General features: G+C 63.3%; 22 protein-coding genes and 1 pseudogene. 15 read left to right on the top strand and 8 right to left on the bottom strand.

Annotated features, from left to right (window positions below):
- Positions 1-109 precede the first annotated feature (109 nt).
- Positions 110-2,839 carry a ribonuclease E/G gene (locus JO965_RS11005; RefSeq protein ID WP_203443659.1) on the top strand — a complete coding sequence of 910 codons (2,730 nt, stop codon included), beginning with the start codon at positions 110-112 and terminating at the stop codon, positions 2,837-2,839.
- Positions 2,840-3,044: 205 nt separating this feature from the next.
- Here JO965_RS11005 and JO965_RS11000 read toward each other — a convergent pair whose 3' ends face one another.
- A complete protein-coding gene (locus tag JO965_RS11000) occupies positions 3,045-4,226 on the bottom strand; it encodes a pyridoxal phosphate-dependent aminotransferase (protein ID WP_203443658.1) in 1,182 nt (393 codons plus the stop codon).
- Positions 4,227-4,562: 336 nt separating this feature from the next.
- Here JO965_RS11000 and JO965_RS10995 point away from each other — a divergent pair, with 336 nt between their 5' ends.
- The 6 genes and pseudogenes from JO965_RS10995 to aat all read left to right on the top strand — a co-directional run bounded on the left by JO965_RS10995 (position 4,563) and on the right by aat (position 9,548).
- Positions 4,563-5,342: a DsbA family protein gene (locus JO965_RS10995; RefSeq protein ID WP_203443657.1), complete on the top strand. Its 780-nt coding sequence runs from the start codon at positions 4,563-4,565 to the stop codon at positions 5,340-5,342.
- A gap of 253 nt (positions 5,343-5,595) precedes the next feature.
- Positions 5,596-6,063, top strand: coding sequence for a type II 3-dehydroquinate dehydratase (gene aroQ, locus JO965_RS10990; RefSeq protein ID WP_203443656.1), 468 nt, complete (start codon positions 5,596-5,598; stop codon positions 6,061-6,063).
- Between the two features lie 26 nt (positions 6,064-6,089).
- Positions 6,090-6,566, top strand: a complete 477-nt coding sequence (accB, locus tag JO965_RS10985; RefSeq protein WP_203443655.1) for an acetyl-CoA carboxylase biotin carboxyl carrier protein — start codon at positions 6,090-6,092, stop codon at positions 6,564-6,566.
- Positions 6,567-6,574: 8 nt separating this feature from the next.
- Complete coding sequence (accC, locus tag JO965_RS10980; protein ID WP_203443654.1) at positions 6,575-7,936, top strand: acetyl-CoA carboxylase biotin carboxylase subunit; 1,362 nt, start codon at positions 6,575-6,577, stop codon at positions 7,934-7,936.
- Between the two features lie 472 nt (positions 7,937-8,408).
- A pseudogene (locus JO965_RS49325) lies at positions 8,409-8,556 on the top strand (DapH/DapD/GlmU-related protein); the annotation flags it as partial.
- A 320-nt stretch (positions 8,557-8,876) separates the two neighbouring features.
- Positions 8,877-9,548: a leucyl/phenylalanyl-tRNA--protein transferase gene (aat, locus tag JO965_RS10970; protein ID WP_203443652.1), complete on the top strand. Its 672-nt coding sequence runs from the start codon at positions 8,877-8,879 to the stop codon at positions 9,546-9,548.
- A gap of 2 nt (positions 9,549-9,550) precedes the next feature.
- On the opposite strand, the gene JO965_RS10965 is transcribed toward aat, so the two are convergent.
- Complete coding sequence (locus JO965_RS10965; protein ID WP_371826854.1) at positions 9,551-10,162, bottom strand: DUF2155 domain-containing protein; 612 nt, start codon at positions 10,160-10,162, stop codon at positions 9,551-9,553.
- A 183-nt stretch (positions 10,163-10,345) separates the two neighbouring features.
- Here JO965_RS10965 and JO965_RS10960 point away from each other — a divergent pair, with 183 nt between their 5' ends.
- Positions 10,346-10,942 (top strand): hypothetical protein, encoded by a 597-nt coding sequence (locus JO965_RS10960; protein WP_203443651.1) that lies wholly within the window; start codon positions 10,346-10,348, stop codon positions 10,940-10,942.
- A 32-nt stretch (positions 10,943-10,974) separates the two neighbouring features.
- Here the strand turns inward: JO965_RS10960 and JO965_RS10955 are convergent, their stop codons facing one another.
- Both JO965_RS10955 and JO965_RS10950 read right to left on the bottom strand, forming a co-directional pair.
- Positions 10,975-11,202 (bottom strand): hypothetical protein, encoded by a 228-nt coding sequence (locus JO965_RS10955; RefSeq protein ID WP_203443650.1) that lies wholly within the window; start codon positions 11,200-11,202, stop codon positions 10,975-10,977.
- Positions 11,203-11,232: 30 nt separating this feature from the next.
- Positions 11,233-11,646, bottom strand: coding sequence for an NADH:ubiquinone oxidoreductase subunit NDUFA12 (locus tag JO965_RS10950; RefSeq protein WP_203443649.1), 414 nt, complete (start codon positions 11,644-11,646; stop codon positions 11,233-11,235).
- Between the two features lie 664 nt (positions 11,647-12,310).
- Here JO965_RS10950 and JO965_RS10945 point away from each other — a divergent pair.
- The 3 genes from JO965_RS10945 to JO965_RS10935 all read left to right on the top strand — a co-directional run bounded on the left by JO965_RS10945 (position 12,311) and on the right by JO965_RS10935 (position 17,936).
- Positions 12,311-16,021, top strand: coding sequence for a vitamin B12-dependent ribonucleotide reductase (locus tag JO965_RS10945; RefSeq protein WP_203443648.1), 3,711 nt, complete (start codon positions 12,311-12,313; stop codon positions 16,019-16,021).
- A 360-nt stretch (positions 16,022-16,381) separates the two neighbouring features.
- Complete coding sequence (locus tag JO965_RS10940) at positions 16,382-16,831, top strand: hypothetical protein (RefSeq protein ID WP_203443647.1); 450 nt, start codon at positions 16,382-16,384, stop codon at positions 16,829-16,831.
- Positions 16,824-17,936, top strand: coding sequence for a serine/threonine-protein kinase (locus JO965_RS10935; RefSeq protein WP_203443646.1), 1,113 nt, complete (start codon positions 16,824-16,826; stop codon positions 17,934-17,936). Before JO965_RS10940 ends, JO965_RS10935 begins: the two co-directional genes overlap by 8 nt.
- A 436-nt stretch (positions 17,937-18,372) precedes the next feature.
- On the opposite strand, the gene JO965_RS10930 is transcribed toward JO965_RS10935, so the two are convergent.
- Together JO965_RS10930 and JO965_RS10925 are read right to left on the bottom strand one after the other, a co-directional pair.
- Entirely contained in the window at positions 18,373-19,194 is an 822-nt protein-coding gene (locus tag JO965_RS10930) for a hypothetical protein (RefSeq protein ID WP_203443645.1), read from the bottom strand.
- Between the two features lie 214 nt (positions 19,195-19,408).
- The gene (locus tag JO965_RS10925; RefSeq protein WP_203443644.1) at positions 19,409-19,909 is read right to left on the bottom strand and encodes a hypothetical protein; all 501 of its coding nucleotides are present in this window, start codon (positions 19,907-19,909) and stop codon (positions 19,409-19,411) included.
- Between the two features lie 134 nt (positions 19,910-20,043).
- Here JO965_RS10925 and JO965_RS10920 point away from each other — a divergent pair, with 134 nt between their 5' ends.
- Positions 20,044-20,268, top strand: a complete 225-nt coding sequence (locus JO965_RS10920) for a hypothetical protein (protein WP_246776812.1) — start codon at positions 20,044-20,046, stop codon at positions 20,266-20,268.
- A gap of 230 nt (positions 20,269-20,498) precedes the next feature.
- Here JO965_RS10920 and JO965_RS10915 read toward each other — a convergent pair whose 3' ends face one another.
- The gene (locus tag JO965_RS10915) at positions 20,499-21,398 is read right to left on the bottom strand and encodes a LysR family transcriptional regulator (RefSeq protein WP_203443643.1); all 900 of its coding nucleotides are present in this window, start codon (positions 21,396-21,398) and stop codon (positions 20,499-20,501) included.
- A gap of 116 nt (positions 21,399-21,514) precedes the next feature.
- Here JO965_RS10915 and JO965_RS10910 point away from each other — a divergent pair, with 116 nt between their 5' ends.
- Together JO965_RS10910 and JO965_RS10905 are read left to right on the top strand one after the other, a co-directional pair.
- A complete protein-coding gene (locus JO965_RS10910; RefSeq protein WP_203443642.1) occupies positions 21,515-22,351 on the top strand; it encodes an oxidoreductase in 837 nt (278 codons plus the stop codon).
- A gap of 58 nt (positions 22,352-22,409) precedes the next feature.
- The gene (locus JO965_RS10905) at positions 22,410-23,270 is read left to right on the top strand and encodes an alpha/beta fold hydrolase (RefSeq protein ID WP_203444140.1); all 861 of its coding nucleotides are present in this window, start codon (positions 22,410-22,412) and stop codon (positions 23,268-23,270) included.
- Positions 23,271-23,482: 212 nt separating this feature from the next.
- On the opposite strand, the gene JO965_RS10900 is transcribed toward JO965_RS10905, so the two are convergent.
- Positions 23,483-24,112, bottom strand: coding sequence for an FMN-dependent NADH-azoreductase (locus JO965_RS10900; RefSeq protein ID WP_203443641.1), 630 nt, complete (start codon positions 24,110-24,112; stop codon positions 23,483-23,485).
- A gap of 115 nt (positions 24,113-24,227) precedes the next feature.
- Between JO965_RS10900 and JO965_RS10895 the strand changes: the two genes are divergently transcribed.
- Positions 24,228-25,172 carry a LysR family transcriptional regulator gene (locus tag JO965_RS10895; RefSeq protein WP_203443640.1) on the top strand — a complete coding sequence of 315 codons (945 nt, stop codon included), beginning with the start codon at positions 24,228-24,230 and terminating at the stop codon, positions 25,170-25,172.
- The last annotated feature ends 5 nt before the right edge of the window (positions 25,173-25,177 follow it).

Genomic DNA, 25,177 nt, shown 5'->3' with positions numbered 1-25,177 from the left:
ACTCCGAACGCAAGTTCAAGCCGCCGCCCCTACCAGCGGCGCGCCCACCCGCCCACAATGCGGCCCCTGCCTCAGGTCCTGCCCTCGGTCGCCATGTCGAGAGTTCAACATGGCAAACAAGATGCTCATCGATGCCTCACACCCGGAAGAAACCCGGGTCGTGGTGGTACGTGGTCAGAAGGTCGAAGAATTCGACTTCGAATCCGCTAACAGGAAGCAGCTGCGCGGGAATATCTATCTCGCCAAGGTCACCCGGGTCGAACCGTCCCTCCAGGCGGCCTTTGTGGAATACGGCGGAAACCGCCACGGGTTCCTCGCGTTCAGCGAAATCCATCCCGATTATTACCAGATCCCCGTCGCCGATCGTCAGGCCCTGCTCGAGGCCGAGGCCGAAGCCCAGCGCGAGGAGGAACAGGAAGAAGAGCGCCGCAGCCGCGGCCGCCGTCGCCGTTCCTCGCAGCGCCGCGCAGAGAACGACGAGACCGTTGTTTCTACCGAAGCCGAGGCCGGCTCCGAGGAGAACGTAGAAGCCGCTCCCGAGGCTGAAGCTTCCGATGACGCTGAGACTGTCAGCGAAGATCGCGATACGTCGGCTACGGAAGCGGCGGCAGCCGTCGCCCTGGTAATGGCCGAGCATGTGGCTCCAAGCGAGAACGCCGAAGAGGCTGCCGTCGAGGCGGTCGAGGCCTCGGCCCATGTCGAAACGCCCGATGTCGAGGCTGCGCCGAGCGAAGAGACGGCACGGAGCGACGAGGCGGCGGAAGCCATCGAAGCCCGTGCGCCCGAGGGCGATACGGAAGCCGATGAGGAAGAAGACGAAGAGGACGAAGACGATCAGGACGTGGAAGAGCACGAGATCGTCGAGCAGCTCGGTGGCGACGACGCCATCGAGGATCTTCCCCAGCGCCGGCGCACCCCGCGCAAGCAGTACAAGATCCAGGAAGTCATCAAGCGCCGCCAGATCCTGCTGGTCCAGGTCGTCAAGGAAGAGCGCGGCAACAAGGGTGCGGCGCTCACCACCTATCTGTCGCTCGCCGGACGCTATTCGGTGCTCATGCCCAACACGGGCCGGGGCGGCGGCATCTCGCGCAAGATCACCAATGCGGCCGACCGCAAGCGCCTGAAGGAAATCGCCCAGGAGCTGGAGGTGCCCGAGGGAATGGGCATCATCCTGCGCACGGCCGGCGCCTCGCGCACCAAGCCCGAGATCAAGCGCGACTACGAATATCTGATGCGTCTCTGGGAGAGCGTGCGCGAGCTGACCCTCAAGTCGGCCGCCCCCTCCCTGGTCTACGAGGAAGGCTCCCTCATCAAGCGCGCCATCCGCGACCTCTACAACAAGGACATCGACGACGTGATGGTCGCCGGTGAGGAGGGCTATCGCGAGGCCAAGGACTTCATGCGCATGCTCATGCCGAGCCATGCGAAGCTCGTTCAGCCCTACCGCGACCCGCAACCGCTCTTCGCGAAATTCGGCGTCGAAGCCCAGCTCGATGCCATGTTCTCGAACGTGGTCACCCTGAAATCGGGCGGCTACCTCGTGATCAACCCGACGGAAGCCCTCGTTTCCATCGACGTGAACTCCGGCCGTTCGACGCGCGAGCACAATATCGAGGACACGGCGCTTCGCACCAACCTCGAAGCGGCGGAAGAGATCGCCCGTCAGCTCCGCCTGCGCGACCTCGCCGGCCTCGTCGTGATCGACTTCATCGACATGGAGGAGAAGCGCAACAACCGCGCCGTCGAGAAGAAGCTCAACGAGTGCCTGAAGAACGACCGCGCCCGCATCCAGGTCGGCCGCATCTCGCCCTTCGGCCTTCTCGAAATGTCGCGCCAGCGCATCCGCACGGGCGTGTTAGAATCCTCCTCGATCCCCTGCCCGCACTGCGCCGGCACCGGTTTCGTGCGCTCGACGCCGTCGGTTGCCCTGCAGGTGCTGCGCTCGATCGAGGAAACCCTCATCAAGAATGCCAGTTACAACCTCATCGTCCGCACGCGGATGGAGGCGGCGTTCTACATCCTGAACCAGAAGCGCGTTCACCTGCGCGAGCTGGAGCACCGCTTCGGGGTCGCGATCTCCATTATCGCCGACGACAGCCTCCACGGCACCACGACCTATGCCATCGATCGGGGCGAGCCCGCCCTGAAGCTCGAGCACAAGTCGGCCGCGACCGGCATCCAGATCGACGCCATCATCCCGGTCGACGAGCCTGAGGAGGAGGTCGAAGTCGAGGCCGAAGAGGAGACCGCCGAGGAAGCTCAGGCCGGCGAGGAGCGCGGCGAGGAAGGTGAAGGCGGTGGACGCCGCCGCCGCCGCCGTCGCCGCCGCCGTGGTCGCGACCGGGAGGCCTTCGCGGGCGAAGAGCGCAGCGAGGGAGGCGCCGAAGCCGGCGAGACCGAAGGCGAATCCGACGAGGAAGAGACCGAGGTCGAGGCTTCCGACGAGGAGGCTGCGCCCGTCGAGGCAGCTGAGTCGGACGACGAATCCCGCGGTGGACGCCGCCGCCGTCGCGGTCGTCGCGGAGGCCGTGGACGCGGCCGTGACGAGACGGCCGAGGAATTCGCCATCGAGGAAGGCTTCGTGGCTCCGGACGAGGTTCAGGCAGCACCGGCTCCGGTCGCGGCTGTTCAAGCCGAGACGGAGGAGTCCAGACCCGCAGGTGAGAGCGAGCCGATCGTCGCCGCTCCTCATCCCATAGCTGAAGCCCCTGTCCCGCCGCCGGCTCCCGTCGTTCCAGAGCCGGAACCGGTCGCCGTCGTCCTGACCCCGCCCGATCCGGAGCGCCCGAAGCGCGCCGGCTGGTGGTCCAAGGCCAAGTCGGTCCTGAGCGGATCGTAAAATTCACAAAGAAATGCCCGGCTTCGAGCCGGGCATTGTCGTTTTGAGCATTCCACTGTCATTCCGGGGCCGCGCAGCGGAGCCCGGAATCCATAACCGCTGACGATGCCGGAAGAGGCACAACGCCGCTCATCCCTCCTTGAGTCGTCGTGTTTATGGATTCCGGGCTCGGCTTTTGGCCGCCCCGGAATGACAGTGTGAGCGATTACCTCAACCACCCTTTCAACCGCGCCACCGTTTCGCGGCAATCGTTCTCCGAGCCGGCGAAAGAAAAGCGCAGGTAATGCGAGCCTTCGATGGGGTCGAAGTCGAGGCCTGGCGTGGCGGCGACGCCTGCCTCCTCCAGCATGCGCCTGGAGAAGCCGATGGAATCGTTCGTGAAGCGGGCGATGTCGGCATAGATGTAGAAGGCGCCATCCACCGGATGCATTTCCGTGATGCCGATCTTGGGCAGTTCCTCCAGCAAATAGGCGCGATTGCGCGCATAGCCGGCCTTCACGGCCTCGAGTTCCTCCGCCGCGTCGAAGGCGGCGAGCGCCGCCACCTGCGAGAGATAGGGCGGCGAGATGTAGAGATTCTGCGCCAGCCGTTCGATGGGCCGCACGAGGCGGTCCGGCACCACGATCCAGCCGATGCGCCAGCCGGTCATGCAATAGTACTTCGAGAACGAGTTGATCACGACCGCATCGTCATCCGACGCCAAGGCAGTGGACGCAGCCTCGCCATAGGTCAGGCCGTGATAGATCTCGTCGGACACGAACCACAGCCCCAGGCGGCGGCAGGTATCGCCTAAGTCAGCCAGCGCCTTACGGCCGATCATGGTACCGGAGGGATTGGCCGGGCTCATGGCGAGGATGCCGTGCAGGGGCTTCTCCGCATGAGCCTTCTCGATGGCCTGAGCGGTCATGATCCAGCCGTCGGCCTTGGCGAGTGGGATGGTCACCGGCTCGATGCCCAGCGCCTCCAGGATGTTGCGATAGGCCGGATAGCCCGGCGCGGTAATCGCCACCCGCTGGCCTGGGTCGAAGAGGCTCAGGAAAGCCAGCACGAATCCGGCCGAGGAGCCGGTCGTCACGACCACCCGCTCCGGCGCAATGCTCACGCCGTAAGCATCGCGGTAGTGCCGCGCGATCCGCTCGCGCAGGGCAGAGATGCCGAGCGCCTCGGTGTAGCCGATGCGGCCGAGATCAAGGGCCGCTTTGGCCGCCTCCCGGGCAGCCCGTGGTGCCGGTGCGGAGGGCTGGCCCACCTCCATGTGGATGACGCTGTCGCCCCGCCGTTCCTTAGCCGCAGCCGCGCTCAGTACGTCCATGGCGAGGAAGGACGCGACGCGATCCATGCGGCGCGCGATGAGGGGCGATTGAAGATCGGCGGATGATTTGGTCATGAGAGGCTCGTATCCCGTCGCGGGGGCGGTCTCAAGTCGGTTCACAACGCACCACTGTCATTCCGGGGCCGCGCAGCGGAGCCCGGAATCCATAAACACAACGCCTCCAGAAAGGGCGAATAGTCTTTCACCTCGTTCTGCATCATCGCGGTTATGGATTCCGGGCTCGGCCTTTGGCCGCCCCGGAATGACAGTAAGAGCTCAAAACGAACCCGTGATTTGACGCCGCACTCCCTTAACCGCTAACTCGCAATAGAACAGACGAGTCTCAAGTCCGCCGCGAACCAACCCTATAGGCTGGACTTGTCTCAAGGAATTTCCGTAAAAGGACCGGATATGCGCTCTTCGCTTCTCAAACTCGGCCAGGCCGTCGCCCTCATCGGCACGCTGGCCATCGCTCCCGCCGCGATGGCGCAGAGTGCGGTCTTCAACGAACAGCAGAAGCAGGCCATCGGAGAGATCGTGAAGGATTATCTCCTGAAGAACCCGGAGGTCCTGACCGAGGTCATCGCCGAGCTTGAGAAGCGCCAGTCGGAAGCACAGCAGGTCGCTCAGGCCAGCGCCGTGAAGGAGACCAAGCAGTCGCTCCTGAACGCTTCTCATTCCTACGTGGTCGGCAACCCTTCGGGCGACGTCACCCTGGTGGAATTCTTCGATTACAATTGCGGCTACTGCAAGAAAGCGTTGGCCGACGTCCAGACGCTGATGAAGAGCGATCCGAAGCTGCGTGTCGTGCTGAAAGACTTCCCCGTCCTTGGCCCCGATTCTGTCGAGGCGAGCCGGGTGGCCCTGGCGGTCAAGAACCAGCTCCAGGGCCAGAAGCTGTTCGACTATCACGTGAAGGTCATGGACAGCCGCGGTCGGGTGAACGGCGAGCGCGCCATGGCGGTCGCCAAGGACATGGGCCTCGACATGGCTCGCCTCCAGAAGGACATGGAGGGCGCCGAGGTCCGGAACGCTCTCCAGGAGAACATGGCACTCGGCGACAAGCTGAGCCTGACCGGCACGCCTGCCTTCATCGTCGGCGAGACCGTGATCCCGGGCGCCGTCGGCCTCGACCCGTTGAAGCAGCTCGTGGACAACGTCCGCCAGTGCGGCAAGGCGAGCTGCGGTTAAGGTTTCGCGCCCTGATCTGCTCCACATCATCACCGGGCTTGTGCCGGTGATCCCGATTGGATGAAGCGGAGTGCTTTTAAGAAGCGAGATGGCCGGGACAAGCCCGGCCATGACGTGAAAACGGTCCAATTACCCTGCGGAAACCACGCCTAGCTTGGGAAAGCCTTGGTTTTCCCCTTCCCCCCTGCCCGCCTTTTGGCTAAGAGGGCGTTTCAGCTCCGCCTTGCGGAGCACAGGAACGCTCCTTCTCACGATGACCACTGTCTTCGTCCTCAACGGACCCAACCTCAACCTGCTCGGCCGCAGAGAGCCCCAAGTCTATGGCAGCACGACGCTGCAGGACATCGAGAAGCTCGTGCGCGAAAAGGCAGAAGCCTTGGGGACAGCTGTCACGTTCCGCCAGTCGAACCACGAGGGACATCTGGTCGACTGGATTCAGGAAGCGGGCGCTCAGGGAGCCGGCATCGTCATCAATGCCGGCGCCTATACCCACACCTCGATCGCGCTGCGCGACGCCATTTCCGGCAGCGGCGCTCCGACGGTCGAGATCCACATTTCGAATGTTCATGCTCGCGAGGGCTTTCGCCATCGCTCGCTCATAGCGCCCGTCTCCGTCGGCGTGATCTGTGGTTTCGGGCCCATGAGCTACGTGCTCGGCCTGGAAGCGGTTCACCGGGTGATGGCCGAGCGGGCCCGCCAGGCAAAGTCGTCCCAGCACTAGTTCCTCAGGAAGTAGAGGTAAGCCCCATGGCCAAGGAAAACCCTTTCGATCCCGATCTCGTCCGTGAGCTGGCGAACCTGATCGCCGACACGGATCTCAGCGAGATCGAAGTGGAGAAGGGCGACCTTCGCATCCGCGTGGCGCGCACGATCACCGCCGCCGTCACGGTTCCGATGGCGGCCCCTGCCGCGCTTGCTCCCGCCCCGGTCATCGCGCCGCCTCCGGCTGCTGCCGAGGTGCCTGCAGGGGCAAAGCCCGGCGCACCGCACCCCGGCGCCGTGCTCTCCCCCATGGTCGGCACCGCCTACCGCAAGCCCTCGCCAGAGGCGAAGGCCTTCGTCGAGATCGGCTCCAAGGTCCAGGCCGGCGACAAGGTCCTGCTCGTCGAGGCCATGAAGACCTTCAACGAGATCGTGGCGCCCCGCGCCGGCACCGTGACCGCCATCTATGTCGAAGACGGAACTCCTGTTGAATACGGCGAACCCCTCCTCGTCATCGAGTAAGGCGCGACATGTTCGATAAGATCCTCATTGCCAATCGCGGCGAGATCGCCCTGCGGATTCTTCGCGCCGCGAAGGAGCTCGGCATCGCCACCGTTGCGGTGCATTCCACCGCCGACGCCGACGCCATGCATGTGCGCCTTGCCGACGAGAGCGTCTGCATCGGCCCGCCGGCCGCGCGCGACAGCTATCTCAACATCCCGGCGCTCATCGCCGCCTGCGAGATCACCGGCGCGGATGCGATCCATCCCGGCTACGGCTTCCTCTCCGAGAATGCGCGTTTCGCGGAGGTGCTGGAGCATCACCGCATCGCCTTCATCGGCCCCAAGGCGGAGCATATCCGCATCATGGGCGACAAGATCGAGGCCAAGCGCACCGCCAAGCGCCTCGGCATCCCCTGCGTGCCCGGCTCCGAAGGCGGCATCAACGACGAGGCCGAAGCCAAGAAGGTCGCCAAGGACATCGGCTACCCAGTCATCATCAAAGCGGCCGCCGGCGGCGGCGGACGCGGCATGAAGGTGGCACGCAACGAGGACGACCTCGTCCATGCCTTTCAGACGGCCCGCACCGAGGCCAAGGCCGCTTTCGGCGACGATGCGGTCTATATCGAGAAATATCTAGAGAAGCCGCGCCACATCGAGATCCAGGTTCTCGGCGACGGCAAGGGCAACGCCATCCATCTCGGCGAGCGCGACTGCTCCCTGCAGCGCCGCCACCAGAAGGTGTGGGAAGAAGGCCCCTCGCCGGCTCTCAATGTCGAGATGCGCGAGCGCATCGGCGGCATCGTGGCGAAAGCCATGCAGGACCTGAAATATGCCGGCGCCGGAACCATCGAGTTCCTCTACGAGGACGGCGAGTTCTACTTCATCGAGATGAACACCCGCATCCAGGTGGAGCACCCCGTCACGGAGATGATCACCGGCATCGATCTGGTGAACGAGCAGATCCGCGTCGCGGCCGGCCATCCGCTCTCGGTCACACAGGAAGACGTCAAGATTGAGGGCCATGCCATCGAGTGCCGCGTGAATGCCGAGCATCCCTCGACCTTCCGCCCCTCGCCCGGCACGATCAGCTATTTCCACCCGCCGGGCGGCCTCGGCGTGCGCGTCGATTCGGCGGCCTATCAGGGCTACCGCATCCCGCCGCATTACGATTCCCTCGTGGGCAAGCTCATCGTTCATGGCCGCACCCGCAACGAGTGTCTCATGCGCCTGCGCCGGGCCCTCGACGAGTTCGTGGTCGACGGCATCGACACCACGCTGCCCCTCTTCCGCACCCTCGTGCGCAACCCGGAGATTCAGAACGGCCAGTACGACATCCACTGGCTCGAGAACTTCCTGAAGACCGGCGGCCTGGGCGACGAGCAGGCCTGAATTCCAGACATCGGGCAGTGTTCGTTGAGGCGCCGTTGCCCGGCGCCGAAGCAAGTGGCGCGCAAAATCGTTATGTAGTATCGATACGGCTTTCTACTAGGAAGGCCGTTTGACGATGAGCGCCGCAAAGAAGACCGTATCGAGGGAAGGACTTCGGCCCCTCCTGCTCGGACACGGTCTCGATCTCGCTGGCACGATTGGCAATGGCCTGATCTGGGAAGCCCCGGTTAAGATTTTCCATTCATGCCACGTATCGGATACCGAGATCGGCGCCTATTCCTACATCTCACCCCGAACGGAAATCCAGCACGCCGCAATCGGGCGATACTGCTCCATCGGCGACAACGTAAACATGCGCGGGAGCGCCCATCCGAAGCAATGGCTCTCGTCTCATCCATTTCCCTACACCAATCTCTATTCCCATAGCCGCAGCTACAGGCCGCCCCTCACCTTCGCTGGCTACGGCGAGAGAACCCTCATCGGGCACGATGTCTGGATCGGCTCCCAGGCGATCATCCTGCCGGGCATCGCGATTGGAACAGGTGCAATCATCGGTACCGGCGCTGTCGTGGCCAAAGACGTTCCCGCCTACGCGATTGTCGTCGGGAATCCGGCACAGGTCGTGAAATATCGCTTCGAGCAGCCGCTGATCGACCGGCTGCTGCGAAGCGAGTGGTGGGCTTATGACCTTCCTCGATACCTTGAGCAGCGACCGGACATTCCGCTCGACGATCCGGAAAGGATGCTCGATTTACTGACCCAGGAAGGCGGGGACATTCCCCGCATCGGCTCCGAGCGGAAAAGTTATTCGCGACGGAGGAACGAGATTGTCATCCGGAGCCTTGCGAAGCCCGGGACCTGAACTCGTCCGGTCGCTTTGTCGCATCAGAAAGTGGACTGTCGTTGGACGGCTTCTTCGTTCCTTGGTACAAAATCAAGCATGAGCCATGCGTCTGACCACGCAATCGACATCACTCCTGACATTCTTCTGAAAGCCTATGCGGCTGGCATCTTTCCTATGGCAGAGGATGCGGACGACCCTTCGCTGTTCTGGGTCGAGCCGCGCGAGCGAGGGATCATACCCCTCGATGATTTTCACATCTCCAAGCGGCTGGCGCGCACCGTCCGCTCGGATCAGTTCCAGGTCTGGGTCGACCGGGATTTCGACGGGGTCGTGGCCGGCTGCGCCGCGCCCGGCGTCGATCGTGAAAAGACCTGGATCAGCCGGCGCATCCGCGAGCTCTATGGCGAGCTCTTTGATGCCGGCTATTGCCATACGGTAGAAGTCTATCGGGACGACCGCCTTGTCGGCGGCCTCTATGGCGTGCGCCTCAACGGCGCCTTCTTCGGCGAGAGTATGTTCCATACGGAACGGGACGCCTCCAAGGTCGCCCTCGTGCATCTGGTGGCGCGCCTGCGCCGGGGCGGGTTCTCGCTCCTCGACACCCAGTTTGTAACCTCGCACCTGGCGCAGTTCGGAGCGGTCGAAGTGCCCAGGCGCACCTACAAGCAGATGCTGCGCAATGCCATGGAGCATGGTGCCAATTGGGATTCCTGGCCCCGAGGCAAGATTGTCAGCGGCGAGGACGCCCTCACCGCCATCACGGCTTGAATTCAGCGATCCGTATTGATGAGCGGCGCGGGAGCCGGGCGCCGAACCGGCTGCCGCTGCTGAGGCGCGGGCTGACGCAGTGGCTCCGTCTCGACGGCAGGCGGGCGCGGTGCCGTGGTATCGGTCGGCGCCATGATATCGCCCGGCCGTCCTGTCTCGCTCGGAGCCCGTGCCGTATCCTGAATCGGCGGCAATTCCTCGGGCAGCTCCTTCGGCTCAGTGATGATCTCCGTGCCGCCTTTGCAGTCGACGAGCCAGATGTCGTAAACCGGGTGCTCCAGGCCGTGCAGGCCGGGGCTCGCGGCAAACAGCCAGCCGGAGAAGACACGCTTGGTCTTTCCGTCGGTGCCGGGCTCGTCCACCTCGATGAAGGAGGTGGTGTTCGGCGTTTCCGTCGGCGGCTTGGTGAAGCAGACCCGCGGCGTCATCTGCAACGCGCCGAACTGGACGGTCTCGTCAATTCCGACCTCGAACGACACGATGCGCCCGGTGATCTTGTCGAGGCCCGAGAAGACGGCAGTCGGATTCTTGATCCGGTCCGCCTGAGCCGTACCAAGGCTGCCGATTACCGATGCGAGCACGAAAGCCGCCCGCGTCCATCCGAATTTCATCATCTTACCTAAGCCAAGTTCGATTGGCGGTTCTTGTCCGGCCTGTCTGGCCGCAACCCCTTGTCCCGGCAACGCGATAACACGCGAACCATGATGGAAAAAGGGCAAGCCGGGAAAGATGATACTTTGAGGTCAAGTTGCTAAGCTTGGCTTCATGATGCTCCGGCAGAGAAAGCAAGCAGCGACATGGATGACGCTCGCAACCATCTCGGGTTCCTCTCACGCGATGAAACGATTGCCCTCGCCCGACGTGGGATTCTGGTGCCGGATCCAGGCTCGGTGCTGGTCTCAGGCGATGTGCGGCTCGCGGAGGACATCGTCCTCTGGCCCAACGTGATTCTCCAGATCTCGGCAGGCGGGAGCATCGCCATCGGTCGGGGAACGCATCTCTTTCCCGGAACCCGCATCGTTGCGTTGGGCGGATCGGTGATAATTGGCAACGAAGCAGAAGTTGGCGAGGAAGGAGGCTTTACCATCAAGGCCGGTGCCGGCGAGACCATAGACATCGAGGATGGCGTCCGTCTCCTCGGCGGAGGCTCGCTCATCCTGTCGAACCGAATCGGCCGCGGTGCCCAGATCCTTGGCCCCATCCGCTGTCAGAACTGCACCTTGGCCGATGGTGGAACCTATCGCGATCCCGAGCCGGATGAGCGCGGCGGGGTTCTGAAGGGATCAGGCGTCGCACGCGGGATCGAGGTGCCGCAGGGCCATGTCATCCAGGCCTTCGGCCCGTTTACCGACGCCGTCATGCAACGGCAGTCTTACTTCCATCCGAAGGGCTGAGCTCTGGGGATGATACTGCTCGGCAGTCGGGTTTAGGACCAGTCCTGCTCCAAAGGATTCGGAGCCGGTTCCTTCATCGGATCTCCCTCCTTCTCGCGCCGCTCGAAATGGGCGACGGAGCAGGCATGGGAGCACAGGATTCCGCGATCCGACCAATAGGCGGGACCGTTCTCGATTCGGCCGTAATGGTAGCCGAAATCGGGATGGCCATAAGCGAGGCCGCATTCGATGCAGGTGCGGGGCTGGGTACGTTTCAGCATAAGCTCGCAGAAGAAAGGCCTTTAGAGGCCTTACTCCCCCGGCGTCCAAGGCACGTAATCGCCGGTAGCGGACGGGCGCTTTCCGGTCGAGAGGCTGGAGCCCTGCGGACGATAGGCTTGGGCGGTGCCGGTCATGTTGGGCACAAAGGGCTTTTCCCAGGCATACGCCCTGTAGGTCTCTTCGCTCGGAGCGACATCGCCGTTATGGCACAGCCAGGCCCGCCAGCCGGGTGGGACCTTCGAGGCATCGGCGTAGCCGTTATAGATAACCCAGCGGCGCTCGGCGCCCACATTCGAATCGATCGGAATGGGCTGCGTATAGCGGTAGTACTTGTTGCCGAACTCGTCCTCACCCACGAACTGCCCCTTGCGCCAGGTGAAGAATCGCGTGCCGAGGGTCTGTCCATTCCACCAAGTAAAAAACTGGGCCAAAAACTCTTTCATCACTACCGCCGAAGGGGTTCCTGAAGTTGCGCGGAATATGGCCGGAGCAGGAGGCGAAGTCCAGCCTTCTGAGTCGCGAAAACCCGCAACTGATTCTCGGATTCGGTACCTCGCAATCGCCGCAGGGCAAAACTCCCGCATTCAGGCCGTTTTGGGGCTCGGGACGGACCTTTCAGAGGCCAGGGCACGGACGCCACCGATTGATGCGCCGGCACAACATCTATCGCCATTTCGAGGCGACCTTGAGCCGGCGAAGCGTGGCCGCAGCGAAACCCCTGAAAGGATTCTCAAAGGAGTCTCTGAGGCTTAGCTACTTTTCCACATTCTTAACAATCTTCCACTATATATAGTTGGAACCGTGAGCCACGACACAAGTTCTTGACGTAAGGCTCGCAACACGACTAGCTTGCCGGGGTACCGATCAGAGACCGGCGACTGACCTGAAAAGGGCGGTCGGACACTCCCCAGAGTAAGCGTCAGAGCTCCGTGGCAACATGATTGCCGCGCGACCTGTGGCGTCTGGAGGAGGCCGTAACTCGGGCGGTTACGTGTGGCGATCCGAAAGAACGGGTCGTTGGGGCGTCGAACAATAATTTGGGCTGATGAGCTGCGGGGCAAATCGCGGCCATGGGGACGCTTGTCCCCAATACTTGGGAATCTGATTATGCGGATCGAGCGGCGTTATACGAAAACTGGCCAATCGCCTTATTCCTCCCTCGCCTTCCGGCTCGCCACGAGCGAGATCCGCAATCCGGATGGCTCGGTCGTCTTCAAACTCGAGAACATCGAGGTGCCGGAGACCTGGAGCCAGGTGGCCTCCGACGTGCTGGCCCAGAAGTATTTCCGCAAGGCCGGGGTGCCTGCCAAGCTGAAGAAGGTCGAGGAGAACGACGTTCCCTCCTGGCTGTGGCGCTCCGTTCCCGACGAGGCGGCGCTTGGCTCCCTCCCCGAGGATCAGCGCTTCGGCTCCGAGATTTCCTCCAAGCAGGTCTTCGACCGCCTCGCCGGCTGCTGGACCTATTGGGGCTGGAAGGGCGGCTATTTCTCCTCCGAGGAGGACGCCCAGGCCTTCTATGACGAGCTGCGCTACATGCTCGCCAACCAGATGGTGGCGCCGAACTCGCCGCAATGGTTCAACACCGGCCTGCACTGGGCCTATGGCATCGACGGCCCCGGCCAGGGCCACTTCTATGTCGACTACAAGACCGGCAAGCTGACGAAGTCGAAGTCGGCCTACGAGCACCCGCAGCCGCATGCCTGCTTCATCCAGGGCGTCGAGGACGATCTGGTGAACGAGGGCGGCATCATGGACCTGTGGGTCCGCGAGGCGCGCCTGTTCAAGTACGGCTCCGGCACCGGCTCCAACTTCTCCAAGCTGCGCGGCGAGGGTGAAAAGCTCTCCGGCGGCGGCCGCTCCTCCGGCCTGATGTCCTTCCTCAAGATCGGCGACCGCGCCGCCGGCGCGATCAAGTCGGGCGGCACCACCCGCCGCGCGGCGAAGATGGTCGTGGTCGACGTCGATCACCCGGACATCGAGAGCTACATCGACTGGAAGGTGAAGGAGGAGCAGAAGGTTGCGGCGCTCGTGACCGGCTCCAAGCTCGGCAACAAGCACCTCAAGGCCATCATGAAGGCCTGCGTGAACTGCGAGGCCGAAGGCGATGCCTGCTTCGATCCGGAGAAGAACCCGGCCCTGAAGAAGGAGATCAAGCTGGCGCGCCGGGTCATGATCCCGGACAACTACATCAAGCGCGTCATCCAGTTCGCGCGTCAGGGCTACACCGACATCGACTTCCCGATCTACGACACCGATTGGGATTCGGATGCCTACCTCACGGTCTCCGGCCAGAACTCCAACAACTCCGTCTCTCTGACGGACGACTTCCTCCGCGCCGTCGAGACCGATGCCGACTGGCACCTCAAGGCGCGCAAGGACGGCAAGGTCCTGAAGACCCTGAAGGCGCGCGACCTGTGGGAGCAGATCGGCCACGCCGCCTGGGCCTCCGCCGATCCGGGCCTGCACTTCAACACCACCATGAACGACTGGCACACCAGCCCTGCCGGCGGACGCATCCGGGCGTCGAACCCGTGCTCGGAATACATGTTCCTGGACGATACGGCGTGCAATCTCGCCTCGGCCAACCTGCTGCAGTTCTTCGACCGCCAGAACCACAAGTTCGACGCCGACTCGTTCGAGCATGCCTGCCGCCTCTGGACGGTGGTGCTCGAGATCTCGGTGATGATGGCACAGTTCCCGTCGAAGGAGATCGCGCAGCTCTCCTACGAGTACCGCACGCTCGGCCTGGGCTTCGCCAATATCGGCGGCCTGCTCATGACCATGGGCCTGCCCTATGACAGCGATGCCGGCCGTGCGCTCGGCGGCGCGCTCACCGCGATCATGACCGGCGTGTCCTATGCCACCTCGGCCGAGATGGCGGGCGAACTCGGGCCGTTCCCGAATTACAAGGCCAACGCGAAGCACATGCTGCGCGTGATCCGCAACCATCGCCGCGCGGCGCATGGCGAGGCGGCCGGCTACGAGGGCCTTGCCGTCAACCCGGTGCCGCTCGATCACGCCTCCTGCCCGGATGCAGACCTCGTCATCCATGCGAAGGCGGTCTGGGACCGCGCGCTCGAACTCGGCGAAAAGAACGGCTACCGCAACGCGCAGGCCACCGTGATCGCGCCCACCGGCACGATCGGCCTCGTGATGGATTGCGACACCACCGGCATCGAGCCCGACTTCGCGCTCGTGAAGTTCAAGAAGCTCGCCGGCGGCGGCTACTTCAAGATCATCAACCGGGCCGTGCCCGACGCCTTGCGGGCCTTGAAGTATCGCGAGCACGAGATCGCCGAGATCGAGGCCTATGCGGTCGGCCACGGCTCCATGAAGCAGGCGCCCGCCATCAATCCCGGCTCGCTTCGCGCGAAGGGTTTTTCGGACGACAAGATCGACGCGGTGGAGAAGGGCCTCCGTTCAGCCTTCGACATCAAGTTCGTCTTCAACCGCTGGACTCTCGGCGAGGACTTCCTCACCGGCACGCTCAAAGTGCCTGCGGAAAAGCTCAACGATCCGTCCTTCGACCTGCTCGCTTTCCTCGGCTTCTCGAAGGCCGACATCGAGGCCGCGAACATCCACATCTGCGGAGCGATGACGCTGGAAGGCGCGCCGTTCCTGAAAGTTGAGCATTACGCGGTGTTCGATTGCGCCAATCCGTGCGGCAAGATCGGCAAGCGCTATCTCTCGGTCGAGAGCCACATCCGCATGATGGCGGCGTCGCAGCCCTTCATCTCGGGCGCGATCTCCAAGACCATCAACATGCCGAACGACGCCACCGTCGAGGATTGCAAGAACGCCTACATGCTGTCCTGGAAGCTGGCGCTGAAGGCGAACGCCCTCTACCGCGACGGCTCCAAGCTCTCGCAGCCGCTGAACTCCGCCCTCATCGCCGATGAGGACGAGGATGCGGAGGACACCGCCGAGCACGTCGCCGCCCTCCCCGCCGCCGCGAAGGCTGCGCATGTGTCGGAGAAGATCGTCGAAAAAATCGTCGAGCGCGTCGTGGCCCTGCGCGACCGCGAGAAGATGCCCGACCGCCGCAAGGGCTACACCCAGAAGGCCGTCGTCGGCGGCCACAAGGTGTATCTGCGCACCGGCGAATACGACGATGGACGCCTCGGCGAGATCTTCATCGACATGCACAAGGAAGGCGCCGCCTTCCGGGCGATGATGAACAACTTCGCCATCGCGATCTCGCTCGGCCTGCAATACGGCGTGCCGCTGGAGGAATACGTGGAGGCCTTCACCTTCACGCGCTTCGAGCCGGCCGGCTTCGTCCAGGGCAACGAGCGCATCAAGTCCGCGACCTCGATCCTCGACTACGTGTTCCGTGAACTCGCGGTCTCGTATCTCTCCCGCAACGACCTCGCCCACGTCGATCCGTCGGAAGCAGGCCCCACCACCATCGGCTCGGGCGAAGCCCAGTCGAAGGCACCGGAGCCCGCCCCCGCCACGGCCGTCGTCTCCCGCGGCTTCACCCGCGGCACCGTCGACCGCCTCATGCTGATCCCCGGCGGCGCCGGTGCCAGCGGCACAGGCGCTATCCAGCGCACAGCGGCCGTCACCGTCGGCGCGAATGCGTTGAAGGGTGAACTGGCTCAGCCCGCGGTGCAGGTGGAGGAGAAGGTCGGCGAAGCCGAAATGTCCAAGCTCGCCTTCGCAGCCCCGGCCCCGTCGATTGCCGACAAGCGCGCCGAGGCCAAGATGAAGGGCTATGTCGGCGAAGCCTGCCCCGAATGCGCCAACTTCACGCTGGTGCGGAACGGGACCTGCTTGAAGTGCGATACCTGCGGTTCTACTACAGGGTGCTCTTAAAATAAGGAGCCCCGGAGGTCAGTGAGGATGCACCCAAAGGTTGGTCAGATTAACCCATAGTGCGCCCTCAAATATCCCATCAGTCCGCCGCACCTCAGCGGCGGACTAATGAAGATAGGCAGATGGTCGGAGTAGTCTCACCCCGACAGCCCTATCTGAATGACCCGGCCAGTCCGCCGCCCACAGCGGCGGCCCTTCAGAAACCGAAATCGCGAGCGGATCTCCGCATCGGGCGCGGGCTATGCAGCCGGATGCCGCCGGACGATCCGACGACGCGATAAGAAGACCGACACCCGTCACTGCGCAAGGCATGGGCCAGCGAATGGCGCGGTGCAGACACGGGATCGGCGAGGACCACTCGTGACTGCAATTGGATTTAACATCAGCAAGGGCGCCATCTGGTCGTGTGTCCTTGACGGGACGCGGACCGCACCGGAATTCCGGGACTTGGGACGGCAGCGGTTCAACCCGGACCAGCCGCGCCCGGAGCTCGCCAACTACTTCAAGCAGGTCCTCGGAGAGATCATCGACAGGGTTCCCTCGCCGCGGATTGCATACCGACTGACGCTCAATGCCAAGAGCGCCGACCAGGTCGCCTATCTCTGCTTTCCCTTCGGTATCCTGAACCTCGTCGCGCATGAGCGCGGACTGGCCATCGATCAGTTCACCACGGCCTCCTTCTCCAAGAAGGCTCTCGGCTTCAGTGGTGACAGATTAGATGCCTGCGACACCATCAAGGGACGGCCGGACAATTGGGACAGGGACGCAAAGCTGGCGGCCCTGAGCGCATGGATGGTGCTCGATGGCTGAACTCACCGCGCCGCTTCTCCAGCCGGGCCAATTGGTCCTGAACAAGTACGAGGTGCAGCGGTTCCTCGGGCGCGGGCACTTCGGCCAGGTCTTCCAGGTCTTCAATCGGAACCTGCAACAGGTTTCCGCCCTGAAGGTGATCCTCGTCGAGGACCCCGAGTCCCATAAGGCCGTCGTGGAAGCCCAGGCCATGAGCCTCTGCGGCCATGATCACGTGGTGAGGATCCGTACCGCCGACGTCTTCGACGGCTCCGTCCTGATCGAGATGGAATACATCGAGGGCGGCTCCCTCGGTGATCGGTTGCTGCGGGAGTTCGTCCCCGTCGTCGATGCCGTCACCTACGTGAAACAGATCCTGTTTGCCCTGGAACAGGCTCACGCCAAGGGTTTCGTGCACCGGGACGTGAAGCCCGGCAACATCATGCTGGCTCCCCGAACGGCCAAACTGTCCGATTTCGGTACCGCGATCCACACGCCCACAGGCATCAGGGTCATGGATGGCTTCTACCGCCCCCATGCCTCTCCCGAGGCGGTGAGCGGCTACGAGTTCTCACCCCGCAGTGACGTGTATGCTGCGGGACTCACCCTCCTACGGGCGGTCAACAACATGGCAGGTTGGGGCCACGCATGGAGAGACGATGTCTCCTTCACCCGAGACATCGCCAACGGGGACGTTCCTGGCCGCATCGGCCACAGAGAATGGGTGCCCCGCAGCCTCAAGTTGATCCTCAACCGCGCGTGTTCCAAAAATCCAGATCGACGGTACCAGAGCGCAGCGGACTTCCGCCAAGCCTTGGAAGGACTTCAATTAACTCGTGCCTGGATCCGGGCCTCCCAAGACGAATGGACCTGTCATTTTGAGGGACGGACGGAGATGCTCCGGTATGTCCCGGGCAGGCGTCACAGCGTCGAATACCTCGTTGCGGGCCGACGCAGGACGGAGCACTGCTCGACTTGGGACACGGAACGAGACGCTCGCCTCGCTCTCGAGAGAACGGTGGCGGCACTGACCCTACTGCCTACCCGGTCTAAGCGAGGAGGTGGCCGCGGGAAGCGAATGCCACAGGAAACGAGACATGCCGCACTGCCGGATCACGGCCACTAGCCACTTGGTTATACCACTGTGTCAGCCTCCGACGCGGACCACTGGCATCAGCCCTTCTTGGCCGATGCTCTCGAAAAACAGGACGCGGCCGTATCGTCAGGTGACTGCATTTCTGATGGGTAACGTGATCGAATCTCGCTGCGACTTGATCCAGGAGAACAGTGTCCGGGTCGAGGACGTAGCGGCAATGCCGTTGGCTGTTGTCCCCCGGTCTTGAAGCCTGACTCAAACCGGGGGGTATCCTGACTCGAATCGGCGAAAAGCCTGACTCTCCGGTCCTTGCAGCCTTGGGTTGTGTGTGGACCGACAGGACTGGGTGCATCCGCCAAGGATTGAAAAAGGGCCCGCCTCCGTCAGGGAAGGCGGGCCCTTTTTCGTTCGGGCGTCCTCCGCGCCCCGGATCTCGAGTCCTTTGGGCAGGTACGGCCGCTCTTTTTCACCGCAGAAACGCGGAAATCACGAGGATTCCGACAGCCAATCCCGCAAGGAATTCAATGCGTTTCACCGATGTCGCGATCCTGTCTGCGTGCTTCCTGATGACGTCCAGGCGCTCCAGGGACGGGTCGGCCAAAGCTTCTGCGCGGGTACCGTCGGTCATGTCACTTGCAGCAGGTGCCGAGAGCCTCTTCTCGACGGCGACATCATCGATCTGCGCGGTCGTAACACCGCTGGGGAATACGACGTCCTCGGGGTATCCGGGCGCCATGCCGGCCATCGCATACTGGAAGCAGGTCGGCGAGATCGCCACGCGGAGGATCGCCGGTATCGGGCTGCTCCAGAGATGCCGGAACAGCGTGTCGAACTGGTCCTGGGCGAGGATGACGTCGACCTGCGCCAACGGCGGTTCGTCGTCGTGGATTAGGCAGTGCACGACGGCCCTCACGGGGGTGCCGGACTGGACGTGAAGGCGGATTCCCTCGATGCGCCGGAGGTTATCGCCCTGGAAGACGTAGAGACGGTCCTCGCATGTGGCGGTGCCCGTGGCTGCGGCGCCTGTGCTCGCGGAGCGCACGTCGAAGAAGGGGGCGGAGCCATCGCTGCGAAGATACTCGGCGGCACCGATGATGCCGTGCAGATCCGCGCCCTCGTGCGTACGGACCTTACTGTCGAATGATGCCGTCGACCTCAAGGTGATATCCGTCACCGTCAGGTGCAGCGTGGAGATCGTGCGGACGAGGTCTTCAGTCTTGCCCTTGTCCTTGTGCAGCAGGATCCGGCTCGCGCCGGACTTCTCGACCCTCTTAATGTCCTTCAGCATGTGTGCAGCCCCCCGGCCGATTCATAGCGGCTCCACGGGGATCTCGCCATACACTTGACGGCGATGACAGCGACACGCCGTTTGGTGAACTGAAGTCTTGGGAAGGATTCGGACCACGCAAGGCGTGGTGCCGTACCCGATCGTTCCGGCGCCACCAGGCAGGAGATCATCGCCAGTTGACATGGTTCTTGCTGACTTCCCACTGGAGGGTCCCCTAATCGTAACCTTCCGGCGGGCGCTGGTACTCGGAGATGGACCAGCAGCCCACGTGGGTCTCACCCGGTTTCAGGATGCGATCGCTGGAGAGCGAATACGCGTTCATAACGGAACTGCTGTAGCTGGGCTTGTAGGCCGAGAGACTGAAGCTGACCGACGAAAGCGTCCGGTCGGGCGACCTGTTCGTGACCTCCACCATCACCGGATAGCGGGGATCGGCGCAGGCCGTCCCGTTGCCGCTGGCCCGCATGACGACTTGGGCCAGCTCCCTTTCCCGCACCTCCGCCCGGCGCCGGTCCGCTTGGTTCATGAAGAAGAACAGGGCGCCGCCGCCGATAACGAGGATGCCGAGCAGGGCGAACACCTGCCTCGGAATCGAGAAGAAAAGGAACAGGGCGATCCCTATCCCGGCGATCCATGCCATGTTTATGCCCCCCGGCTCGCGGCAAGGGGCGATATTACGGAACTGCCAACGCCTGCCAAGCTGGTCGCCTTTCATGGCAGTGGATCGTGCCGGGCGCATCGTTGTCCTGGGATTTCCCCGCATTCCACAGACACAGAACAAATGAGGAACACCACGATGGCGGCTGGGGCTTCGAATCAGTATCGTCGCGGCTCTCAAAGGAGGTGACGATGACCGATCAGGCTCAGCCCACGTGCGACACGGACCAAATGGAGGCCGATGTCATGGCCGTGATCCAGGCCTGTGGCGGTGATCCGAGGATCGCGATCAGGGCCCTGCTCGTCGAGAATGCCATCCAGGAGCAACGGATCGAACGCCTGGCCGCATCGCTGTCGTTCGGCTACGTCCGCGGACGGATCGGCTTCACGCATCGCCAGTCCGGCTCCAGCCATTGAGAGACCACCCGAGCGCCGAGACCCTGTCCCATCCCGACACGCGGAACTCCGAGGCCACCCCCATGCGACACGGTCATTCGAGACGGTCCCGCCGCCTGGGGAGATCTTTCGGGCGCGTCCATGTGCAGCCAATCGGTACCTGCCGCTGGACCTCCGCCGTCGTCATACCCATAGCCCGCTGGTTTGCGGCCTTCGTCCGACAGGGGTTTCAAGGGTGCTTCTTTCGAACCTCATTCTGTTGCAGGCGACGTCCTGAGGAAATCAACGAAGGCACGCAGGGCCGCCGGCATCTGCCGCCGGCTGGGGTAATACAGATAAAAGCCGCTGTAATAGGGGCACCAGTCTTCAAGCACCCGCACAAGCCGTCCTTCTCGGATGTGTGCTTCAACTTGATCCTCGAATGCGTAGGCGATGCCCGTACCAAGCAGCGCGACATCGAGCATCAGGTCCTGATCACCGACGATCAGCGGACCTGAGACTTCGACACTCAGCTCGACGCCGCCACGTTCGAATTCCCATGCGTAAAGTCGCCCGCTGGCAAACCGGAGCCCAAGGCACGGCAAGCTCTTGAGATGTTCCGGAACGATGGGCTTTGGATGCCGCTCGAAAAACGCAGGTGTCGCCACGATCGCTGATCGCTGGCGCGGTCCGATCGGGATGGCGATCATGTCTTGGGCAATGACTTCGCCAAAGCGGATGCCAGCATCGAAGCCTTCGGACACCATATCGACTAGGTCATTCTCGACCACGATCTCGACCGTAATCTCGGGGTAGCGCTCCAGAAACTTGGTTACGATCGGTAGGAGCGCGATCTGGGCCGACACGCGGGCCGTGTTAAACCGCAGCCGACCGACGGGAGCCCCGCGCAGGCTGTTGAGATCATCCAGGGCAGCGTCGATGTCCTGGAAGGCTGGAGCAATGCGCGTGAGCAAGCGCTCGCCCGCCTCCGTGAGGGCAACGCTCCGGGTGGTCCGGTTGAACAGCCGCAAATCCAGCCGCTCCTCAAGCGACTTCAGGGCGTGGCTCAAGGCCGAGGGGGTGCAGCCCATCTCATCAGCCGCGCGGCGGAAACTCCGATGCCGCGCGAGCGCCAGAAACGGCATCAGATCGGAGGGTGAGATGGTGCGCATTGGTGAATTCAGCTCACTAGCCCGGCGAAAAACCAGGTGATTATCTCATCAATGGGCTCCTTGTAAAACATCCCCACTCGCCGATCGGGGCGACGCACACCAGCAAGGAGATTCCCATGCGGACTTGGTTCATCACCGGCGCATCCCGCGGTTTCGGGGCTTTGATCGTAGAAAAGGCATTGGCACACGGTGACCAAGTGGTCGCTTCGGCACGCAATCCCAAGGCGGTCACCGATCGCTTCGGCGACAGCCCCAATATGCTCGCTGTCGCCCTCGACGTGACCGACGAGGCGCAGTCCCATCAGGCCGTCAAGGAAGCGATCGCCCGCTTTGGCCGGATCGACGTGCTGGTCAACAACGCCGGCTACGGGCTGCTCGGGGCCGTGGAGGAAGCCAGCGGGGCGGAGATCGAGGCCCTCTATCGCACGAACGTCTTCGGCCTGCTCGCCGTGACCCGCGCGGTGCTGCCCCACATGCGGCGCCAGCGTTCCGGCCGGATCCTGAACTTCTCCTCGATTGGTGGGTATAGGAGCGGACCGGGCTTCGGGGTCTACTGCTCCACCAAATTCGCCGTGGAAGGCCTGACCGAGGCGCTCGCCGCGGAACTGAGCCCTCTGGGGGTCCACGTGACCGCCATCGAGCCTGGGTATTTCCGGACCGACTTCCTCGACGCGACATCGCTCTCCGTGAGTCCCATCGAGATCAGTGATTATGCCGAAACGGCCGGTGCGGTGCGCTCAAAAGCAGCCCAGATCAGCCATAACCAACCCGGCGATCCTGATAAACTGGCAGAGGCCGTGGTGGCCTTCGTCGACGCTCCCAATCCGCCGGTCAGGCTGCCACTCGGCAGCGATACGGTCGCCGCGATCGAGGCCAAGCATCTCACGGACGCGGAGATCCTCGCCGCATGGCGACAGGTTTCGGTTTCGACCGACTTCCCGCCTGCCGCCTGATCCTACTTCACGACGGGTGCCTACCGATCACGGAAAGGCACCCGACCTCACGGAGATGATGATGACTGTTCGGTACAGAACCGTTGACGTCGATGGCCTTCCCATCTTCTACCGGTCGGCCGGCCCGGCGGACGCACCCGCGATCCTCCTGCTGCACGGCTTCCCTACCTCAAGCCACATGTTCCGTAACTTCATGCCGCTTCTGGCGGATCGCTTTCGCTTGATCGCGCCGGATTTGCCCGGTTTCGGCCGCTCGGCCCAGCCTGACCGGTCAGGCTTTGCCTACACGTTCGACCACTTGGCCCACATGGTCGGCCGGTTCACGGAAGTGATGAGGCTCGAACGCTTCGCCCTCTACATCTTCGACTATGGCGCTCCGGTTGGTCTTCGTCTGGCGAGCGCCCATCCGGAGCGGATCAGCGCCATCATCAGCCAAAACGGCAATGCCTATGTTGAGGGGCTTGGCGAAGCCTTCGACCCGGTTCGAGCGTACTGGGCCGATCCAAGCCCGGCGCGCAGGGACGCCCTGAGGGTACTCCTTCAGCCGGAAACGACATGGTTCCAGTACCAGCATGGGGTCGACGACCCCTCGCTGATCTCGCCGGACGGTCCGGGCCTGGACAACCATTATCTGTCCCGCCCCGGAAACGAGGATCTGCAACTCGACCTGATGTTGGACTACCGAAGCAACATCTCGGCTTACCCGTCGTTTCAGGCCTATCTCAGGACGCACCAGCCGCCGTTGCTCGCCATCTGGGGGAGGCGTGACCCATTCTTCCGGCCCGAAGGTGCGGAGGCGTTCCTGCGCGACGTGCCAAATGCGACCGTCCGGTTCCTGGAGACCGGGCACTTCGCACTCGAGACCCATGCCCAGGAGATTGCGCACGAGGTCTCCACGTTCCTCTCACGACACGTCTGAGTCCGGCGCACGATCTCGGGAAAACGCACTGCTGCCACTCCGGTGACAGCGGTTGCGAGCCGGTTGCAGGCCTGTCTCCATCCTTGCCGGTCGTCCGTCAGGTTGGCAACCGAACTCCTGTCAGTCCCTCGCTCAGGATCCGAGGATGACCGCCGCCACTTCACTCATCTGCCGTCCGTACCGGCCATGCCGACTCTGGCCCCGAAGGGCCGTCAGGCCGCTCTGCGGCATGCCTCGCGGATCGTCTCTCCGATTTGCTGACGCGCTGCATCGATGGCCTGCTCGCGGGCTTCCGGTCCAAAGGCCAGCTTCTCTGCCCGGATGAAGGTCACATCCGTGATGCCGATGAAGGCAAGAAGATTGCGCAGATGAGGCTCCTGCGAGTCCAGCGCTTGCGCCGTTCCCTCGCTGTACAATCCACCGCGGCTCAGGATGACGATCGCACGCTTGCCTTTAACCAGTCCCTCGGGGCCGCTCTCGCTGTAGCGGAACGTGATCCCGGCCCGCAGCACGTAATCGAACCAGGCCTTCAGGGTCGACGGCATGCCGAAGTTGTACATCGGCGCTCCGATGACGATCGTATCGGCCGCCTGGAGCTCTGCGATGAGATCATTCGAAAGGTTGAGGGCGGTAAGCTGGGCATGGTTGGTAGGCTCGGCTCCGCGGAGTGCCGTAACTGCATCCTCGTCGAGATGAGGGACTGGGCTTCGGATGAGATTCCGGAAGACAAATCGCAGTTGAGGATCCTGCGAACGCAGACGGGTGACCGTTTCCTCGATGAGTTGGTTGGAGACGGACGACACACCGAGCACGCTGCTGGCGATCACGAGAACTGTGGACATGGGACAAGCCCTCCAAGACTTCTGGTCACATTGGTCCAACCGAGGTAGTGGTTCGACAAACGCAGCAGAAGGCGCATAAGCAGCACCATGCTGTTGTCCTGGGAGGAACACCGCTGTGCCTGAGTTGGAGGACCTGAGGAGCTTCGTCGAGGCCGTCGAGAGCGGCGGGCTCAATCGCGCCGCAGCCCGCCTGGGCGTCTCCAAGTCGATCCTGAGCCGACGCATCACGCGGCTGGAGGCGGACCTCGGCACGCGTCTCCTCACCCGGAGCACGCGCGGCATCAGCCCGACCGAGGCCGGCCTTGAGTTCAAGGCCCGATGTGAGCGGATCCTGGCTGACCTTGAGGAAGCACGTGACGCTGTCACGCAGCAGGGCCAATCCGTGCGCGGACGCCTTCGCCTGTCCGCACCGATGGCCCTCGGCGTGCGTCATCTGGCGCCGGTTCTGACGGACCTCGCCTGTGCCCATCCTGATCTCGAACTGGACGTGTCCTATACCGACCGGGTCGTGGACCTGATCGGCGAGCGGTTCGACGCCGCGATCCGCATCGGCTCTCTTAGAGACTCAAGCCTCGTGGCCCGCCGGATCGCGCCGGTCCACGCGGTGGTGGTTGCAAGTCCCGACTACCTGTCCCGTCATGGGACGCCGAGCAGGCCGCAAGATCTCACCGCGCACGAATGCTTGATCTACACAGGCGTCGTTGTGCCGGAGTGGCACTTTCAATCCGGCAAGCGCCGGATCGCGATCCGGCCGCAGGGGCGTCTGCGGTCGGACAGCGGGGAAGCCATTCTCCAGTGGGTGATCGCGGGGCTCGGGATCGCGGACGCCCCATCGTTCATGGTCTCTGACGCCATCGAGAGCGGCGCGCTCGTCCCACTCCTGCTGGATTATTCGAGGCCCGAGTACGGCATCCACGTCGTGCGGCCGCCGGGCTCCCATGTCCCGGGCAAGGTCCGGGTTCTGATCGACACGCTGGTCGAGCGTTTCGGCGGCACCCCGACATGGGACCGGTGCCTCATGAGAAAAGGGGACGGTAGGCCTTCGAGAGACGTGTTGTGAGCGCC

The sequence above is a fragment of the Microvirga sp. VF16 genome (genome assembly GCF_016864375.1).
Lineage (GTDB): Bacteria > Pseudomonadota > Alphaproteobacteria > Rhizobiales > Beijerinckiaceae > Microvirga.
Note: the sequence above shows the minus strand (reverse complement) of the source record. Positions and strands in the feature narration are given on the sequence as shown.

Bases quoted from the DNA above. Each gene is read 5' to 3' on its own strand.
- JO965_RS10965 (WP_371826854.1), bottom strand. From the start codon at position 10,162: ATGATGAAATTCGGATGGACGCGGGCGGCTTTCGTGCTCGCATCGGTA.
- JO965_RS11000 (WP_203443658.1), bottom strand. From the start codon at position 4,226: ATGACCAAATCATCCGCCGATCTTCAATCGCCCCTCATCGCGCGCCGC.
- JO965_RS10920 (WP_246776812.1), top strand. From the start codon at position 20,044: ATGACCGATCAGGCTCAGCCCACGTGCGACACGGACCAAATGGAGGCC.
- aat (WP_203443652.1), top strand. From the start codon at position 8,877: ATGAGCCATGCGTCTGACCACGCAATCGACATCACTCCTGACATTCTT.
- JO965_RS10950 (WP_203443649.1), bottom strand. From the start codon at position 11,646: ATGAAAGAGTTTTTGGCCCAGTTTTTTACTTGGTGGAATGGACAGACC.
- JO965_RS11005 (WP_203443659.1), top strand. From the start codon at position 110: ATGGCAAACAAGATGCTCATCGATGCCTCACACCCGGAAGAAACCCGG.
- accC (WP_203443654.1), top strand. From the start codon at position 6,575: ATGTTCGATAAGATCCTCATTGCCAATCGCGGCGAGATCGCCCTGCGG.
- JO965_RS10935 (WP_203443646.1), top strand. From the start codon at position 16,824: ATGGCTGAACTCACCGCGCCGCTTCTCCAGCCGGGCCAATTGGTCCTG.
- JO965_RS10910 (WP_203443642.1), top strand. From the start codon at position 21,515: ATGCGGACTTGGTTCATCACCGGCGCATCCCGCGGTTTCGGGGCTTTG.
- JO965_RS10900 (WP_203443641.1), bottom strand. From the start codon at position 24,112: ATGTCCACAGTTCTCGTGATCGCCAGCAGCGTGCTCGGTGTGTCGTCC.
- aroQ (WP_203443656.1), top strand. From the start codon at position 5,596: ATGACCACTGTCTTCGTCCTCAACGGACCCAACCTCAACCTGCTCGGC.
- accB (WP_203443655.1), top strand. From the start codon at position 6,090: ATGGCCAAGGAAAACCCTTTCGATCCCGATCTCGTCCGTGAGCTGGCG.
- JO965_RS10945 (WP_203443648.1), top strand. From the start codon at position 12,311: ATGCGGATCGAGCGGCGTTATACGAAAACTGGCCAATCGCCTTATTCC.
- JO965_RS10960 (WP_203443651.1), top strand. From the start codon at position 10,346: ATGGATGACGCTCGCAACCATCTCGGGTTCCTCTCACGCGATGAAACG.
- JO965_RS10995 (WP_203443657.1), top strand. From the start codon at position 4,563: ATGCGCTCTTCGCTTCTCAAACTCGGCCAGGCCGTCGCCCTCATCGGC.
- JO965_RS10925 (WP_203443644.1), bottom strand. From the start codon at position 19,909: ATGAAAGGCGACCAGCTTGGCAGGCGTTGGCAGTTCCGTAATATCGCC.
- JO965_RS10905 (WP_203444140.1), top strand. From the start codon at position 22,410: ATGATGACTGTTCGGTACAGAACCGTTGACGTCGATGGCCTTCCCATC.
- JO965_RS10915 (WP_203443643.1), bottom strand. From the start codon at position 21,398: ATGCGCACCATCTCACCCTCCGATCTGATGCCGTTTCTGGCGCTCGCG.
- JO965_RS10930 (WP_203443645.1), bottom strand. From the start codon at position 19,194: ATGCTGAAGGACATTAAGAGGGTCGAGAAGTCCGGCGCGAGCCGGATC.
- JO965_RS10955 (WP_203443650.1), bottom strand. From the start codon at position 11,202: ATGCTGAAACGTACCCAGCCCCGCACCTGCATCGAATGCGGCCTCGCT.